A 2,182-nucleotide genomic window follows, 5' to 3' on the forward strand; every position below is an offset into this window, starting at 1 on the left:
AGCACGTGCGTGGGAGCCTGTGGGTTCAGGTCACGGAAGGCGACGGTGACCTCGTCCGCGTGCACGATCTCTGCCGGGATCTCGCCCTCGACGATCTTGCAGAAGAGGCAGTCGTCGGGGCGCTCGGGGGCGGTCATGCCACTCACACTAGATCGAGCGCCTGCGGCGTGTAACCGGAGGAGCACGGCGCGCGTCCGACTACCGTGAAACACATGACTTCCCCCTCTCGGCGACTGGCCTCCCTCCTCTCCCTCGGCGCGCTCGCCCTCGGCGCCACGGCGTGCAGCGAAGAGGTCCCCGACCGCGATCCCTCGCCGGTCTCCAGCGAGTCCGAGGCGACCGACCCGGCGACCGGTTCGCCGAGCGAGACCCCCACCGAGACCGAGACTGCCGACCCTGCAAACACCGTGACGGTGCCGGTCTACTTCGTCGGGGACACTCCGAGTGGTCCGAGGCTGTTTCGCGAGTTCCGGTCGGTGCCCGCCGACAACCCGCTGATGGAGGCCACCGCGCTGATGGTGGCGGGCGATGTGCTCGATCCCGACTACAGGACGCTCTGGCCCCAGGTGGAGATCTCCGACGTGCAGGCGACCGACGGCGTCCTGCTCGTCCAGATCCCCAGCGACGGGTTCACCGACGCGCCTGACGGGATGTCCCCCAAGGCCGCGAGGCTCGCGCTGCAGCAGCTCGTCTACACCCTCCAGGGCGTCCAGCAGGAGCGCGTCCCCGTCCAGATCAAGCGCGGAGGCTCGGACTTCCGCCTGTTCGGCTTGAGCACCGAGACGCAGTTCACCAACGCCGAGGCCCTCGAAGTGCTGGGACTGGTCAACATCACGTCCCCCGAGCAGGGTGCCACCGTCTCGGGCGGCACCCTCGAGGCCAGCGGCGTCGCCTCGTCCTTCGAGGCGAACGTCCTGTGGGAGATCCGGCAGGGCGACAAGGTCGTCCTCGACGGCTTCGCCACGGCCGAGGGCTGGATGGACAAGCTCTACCCGTGGGAGACGTCCATCGACGTCTCGGGCCTCGAGCCCGGCGACTACACGTTCGTCGCGCGCACCGACGACCCGTCCGGGGGCGCCGAGGGCTCCGGCCCGGACGAGGACTCCAAGGACTTCACCCTCGAGTGACGCTGCAGTAAACCGGGACGCCTCCTCGCGCGTCCCACTAGCGTGATGGCCCATGCAGCACTGGCAGACGCAGTGAATCGCACCGACCGCTGGAGCGCCGACCAGGCGCTCGAGGAGTTGTACGCCGCCCACTGGCGCCAGCTCGTCCGGCTGGGCGTGCTCCTGGTGCGCGATGTCGGGACCGCGGAAGAGGTCGTACAGGACGCATTCGTCGCGATGCACGGCCGGTGGGGACGGCTCCGCGACAACGACAAGGCGCTGGCCTATCTCCGGCAGGCGGTCGTCAACCGGTCCCGGTCGGTGCTCCGGCACCAGGTCGTGGTCGCCCGGCACCTGCGGTCCACAGCCTCCCGGGAGCTCGAGACGGCCCCCGATGCGGACACTGGCGCGCTCGACGCGGCCCGGCGCGGGGCCGTACTCACTGCACTCGGTCAGCTGCCCGACCGGCAGCGCGAGGTGCTCGTGCTGCGGCACTACCTCGACCTGTCGGAGGCGGAGATCGCCGACGCGCTGGGCATCGCTCGCGGCTCGGTGAAGTCGCACGCCTCGCGCGGCTCCGCCGCCCTGCGCGAGCTCCTCGCAGACCTCTGGAAGGACGAGTCATGACCGACCACGAGCAGGGCGACCTGCACGACCTCCTCGATGACGCGGTCGCCGACGTCGAGCCGGGCTATGCCCTGGACCGGATCCGCGCGCGCACGACGACCACGAAGCGACGCTGGCCGTACGCCGCAGGCGGGGCCGTCCTCGCCATCGCCGCGTCCTTCACCGCGTTCGCGGTGCTCGGCCCGGACACGGCGCCGCGGGCGACGGATCCGGGATCGACCACGTCGCCCTCCGCCACGGCCACCGACACACCGGCCCCTGAGGTCGTCCCCGTCTACTTCGTCGGCGACACCCCCGACGGTCCCCGGCTGTACCGCGAATTCCAGGCGGGTAGCGGCCCGGAGGGCGCCAAGATGTTCGCCCTGCGTGCTGCCTTGTCCGGGGCGGCCGACCCGGACTACAGATCGCTCTGGCCCGCAGGAGCCACGATCGAGAAGTACTTCATGGCG

Annotated in this window: 4 protein-coding genes; 3 read left to right on the plus strand and 1 reads right to left on the minus strand. The window is 70.6% G+C overall.

What is annotated here, in order from left to right:
- A partial coding sequence (locus RMO85_RS19665) for an HIT domain-containing protein (protein ID WP_397203695.1) occupies positions 1–137 on the minus strand: 137 nt, incomplete at its 3' end.
- Positions 138–212: 75 nt separating this feature from the next.
- Between RMO85_RS19665 and RMO85_RS11135 the strand changes: the two genes are divergently transcribed.
- From RMO85_RS11135 to RMO85_RS11145, 3 genes are all read left to right on the plus strand, one after another.
- A complete protein-coding gene (locus RMO85_RS11135; RefSeq protein WP_310528792.1) occupies positions 213–1,127 on the plus strand; it encodes a Gmad2 immunoglobulin-like domain-containing protein in 915 nt (304 codons plus the stop codon).
- A 45-nt stretch (positions 1,128–1,172) separates the two neighbouring features.
- On the plus strand, positions 1,173–1,733 hold the full coding sequence (locus RMO85_RS11140) for a SigE family RNA polymerase sigma factor (protein ID WP_310528793.1): 561 nt from the start codon (positions 1,173–1,175) through the stop codon (positions 1,731–1,733).
- On the plus strand, positions 1,730–2,182 hold a 453-nt coding region (locus RMO85_RS11145), incomplete at its 3' end, for a hypothetical protein (RefSeq protein ID WP_310528794.1). The genes RMO85_RS11140 and RMO85_RS11145, both read left to right, overlap by 4 nt.

It is taken from the genome of Nocardioides sp., from assembly GCF_031422975.1.
Taxonomy (GTDB): Bacteria; Actinomycetota; Actinomycetes; order Propionibacteriales; family Nocardioidaceae; genus Nocardioides.